Origin of the sequence: Photobacterium sp. WH77 (genome assembly GCF_022014395.1) — a bacterium.
Lineage (GTDB): Bacteria > Pseudomonadota > Gammaproteobacteria > Enterobacterales > Vibrionaceae > Photobacterium > Photobacterium arenosum.
In genome coordinates, this window is sequence record NZ_JAKLTE010000044.1 from 1 (window position 1) to 2,232 (window position 2,232).

A 2,232-nucleotide genomic window follows, 5' to 3' on the forward strand; every position below is an offset into this window, starting at 1 on the left:
GCTAATATCAGTAGTGCCATTTAGAGCTATGGTCAAATCTGGTGTACGGCATCCAAAGCTGTGCCCTGCTGATCTCCCTCAGGCTCGCGAACACCATCTCGGAATTTTACCCCTTTGATAACGTCCGCGAGCAGCTTAAATCCTCTCAGTTTCCGCCAATTTGCCTCGGCAGTTCTCATCAGTTTGCAGGCCATTGAAAGCGTGGTTTTCCGGCTCCCGCAACTCTTCGTCTTGTTGGTTCTCAACCTCACCGTCGCGAACATTGACTCGATCGGGTTCGTCGTTCGGATGTGAGTCCAATGCTCTGCCGGGAAGTCGTAAAACGCCAGCATTTTTGCCTTGTCTTTGCTCAGACACTCAACTGCCTTAGGATATTTGGCACCATACCGCTTCTCAAACAGCTCAAAGGCTTCATAAGCGTCCTTGCGTGTTTCTGCCATCCAGATATCGTGAAGCGACTCTTTCATTCTTGGCTGAACAGACTTAGGAACTTTGTTCAACACATTCGCGGTTTTGTGCACCCAGCAGCGCTGATGACGTGTGGTCGGCCAGTGTTTGGCGGCCGCATTCCAAAAGCCCAGTGCACCGTCACCAATCGCGAGTTCAGGAGCGATGGTCATGCCCTGTGAAGTCAGTTGCGACAGAACTTCAAGCCAACTGGCCTCTGATTCTCGGTACCCGTCAACGACCGCCAGCACTTCCTTGCGGCCTGTGTCGTCGACACCAATAACAACCAGCAGGCAAAGCTTGTCATCCATACGTACTTTGCTGTAAACGCCATCGGCCCAGATATAGACATACCGTCGTTTACTCAGGTCTCTTTTACGCCACTGGTCGTATTCCGCTTCCCATTGTTGCTTGAGGCGGGAAACACTATTTGCTGACAACCCCGTGGCTTGCTTGCCCAGAAGAGATTCCAGGGCAGGCTGCATATCGCCTGTTGAAATCCCCCGTAAATAGAGCCAGGGAATGAGTTCTTCAATGTTCTTGGTTCGCTTGAGATAGGGCGGTACCAGTTTGCTGTTGAACTTAATCTTGCTCCCTGTTCTATCACGAACTTTGGGCACTTTAACGGTGATATCACCAAGGCCTGTCTGAAGTGTGCGCTCAGGCAAATGACCATTCCGTACCACGGCTTGCTTTCCGTCAATTTGGAGCGATGCGAACTGCTCTAGCAAGGCTTGAACTTCCGCTTCTATGGCTTGAGCCAACAACTGCTGCGCACCTTGTTTCAGCAGTTCATTGAGCGGGTTGTCTGGTTTATGCAGCTCAGTAACGTTATGATTGTTGTCCATGCGGTGTAATCCTTGTTGGTTGTTGATCTGGCGAGATCAATCAACAGGTTACACCGCATTCTTTTTTGCTCATACACCAGAAATTACTATAGCTCGCCATTTATTGATGTTGATTTTACTTCGGCCGTTTTCCCGTTCCCCAAATTTACCATGGGGCAAACAAACTATCGAATATATATCATTGATACCAAAACGGGGGAACGCTGCGTTTGGTTTCTGGGGACAATTTTAGATTCTTGGACACTCACTGTACCAAAATATTTATGGAATCTTCCCTGGCATGCGGGAAAAGTTAGCTTCGATTGTACCTTAAATGAAGTTACTGGTTTGTACGATAAATACCATATGGAAACGGAGTCAAGTTGGGCCGAAGCATCTGTTGATTTAGTCCAATCAGAATCTGATTCATTTGACTTTACGGGATTCCCAGATACTGAGACTGCATTAGTTTATCTCACGCATCCTTTGGCTGGGTTTTATTACCGAAGAGACAAAAAACTAGGCACTTATCGGGTGTGGCATAAAGAGCTAAATGTAAAACCAGCTAAATTACTGTCAGCAAAATTTAAGCTTTTATCTGAGCTCGGTATCGTCCATGAATCGGAGCAACATGCTCCGTACAGTGTCTTAATTGAGCCTATAAATGAATTTACTATTTACTTGCCACCAACAGTTATAGGGTAAAAATTCAGGACGAATTTTTAGGTTGTCGGCGCTGGGAGCGCCTACAACCGGCCCGGACAACACCAGAGAAACAAAGGCATTTCTGGTGACTATTTTTGCCAGCAAAGAGTCACTGGCGCGCGTCAGATACAGCCAAGAGAATTATCAGACTCAAGCGCGACATACTTACGCAGCCTTAAAAATCGTATTCGTTTTGTGGACTTCCGCCTGTCGCAGAAATGACGGCTTGAGAATGTCCATTGATGACACAACC

General features: G+C 47.3%; 2 protein-coding genes. One reads left to right on the forward strand and one right to left on the reverse strand.

Features of this window, described 5'->3' with window-relative positions; translation table 11 throughout:
- Positions 1-32: 32 nt before the first annotated feature.
- Complete coding sequence (locus L6J37_RS21135; protein WP_237796510.1) at positions 33-1,295, reverse strand: IS256 family transposase; 1,263 nt, start codon at positions 1,293-1,295, stop codon at positions 33-35.
- Positions 1,296-1,307: 12 nt separating this feature from the next.
- On the opposite strand from L6J37_RS21135, the gene L6J37_RS21140 reads away from it, so the two are divergent.
- Positions 1,308-1,979 carry a DUF2071 domain-containing protein gene (locus L6J37_RS21140; protein WP_237796511.1) on the forward strand — a complete coding sequence of 224 codons (672 nt, stop codon included), beginning with the start codon at positions 1,308-1,310 and terminating at the stop codon, positions 1,977-1,979.
- Positions 1,980-2,232: the final 253 nt, after the last annotated feature.